The 265-nt window shown below is 67.5% G+C and carries 1 protein-coding gene; it reads left to right on the top strand.

What is annotated here, in order from left to right; all coding sequences use genetic code 11:
- Window positions 1-265 (top strand): ATP-binding protein (locus tag SB751_RS31505; RefSeq protein ID WP_410749212.1); only part of this gene is annotated, 265 nt, incomplete at both ends.

Here is a 265-nt window from a genome sequence, read left to right as displayed (position 1 = left end):
GCTCGACATGAATGCCGTGTCGCGCGAAGTGGTGCTGCAGTACCTGCCGCTGGCGCATGAAAAGCAGCAGGACCTGGGCTGGGTGCAGGCCGTCAACGAGCAGGGCCAGGAGGGCGGCGCGACCGTGTCCGGCAGCGAGGCCGAGCTGCACGAGGCCCTGGCCAATCTGGTGCACAACGCGATTCACTACGCACCCGTCGGCGCGCGCATCACGGTGTCGGTCAGCCGGGTCGATAACCGTGCCGAAGTCGCCGTGTCCGACAAC

Origin of the sequence: Cupriavidus sp. SIMBA_020 (genome assembly GCF_046535395.1) — a bacterium.
In the GTDB taxonomy this organism is placed as follows: Bacteria; Pseudomonadota; Gammaproteobacteria; order Burkholderiales; family Burkholderiaceae; genus Cupriavidus; species Cupriavidus campinensis.
The sequence above is the reverse complement of the archived record's forward strand: the minus strand, read 5'-3'. Positions and strand labels throughout refer to the sequence as shown.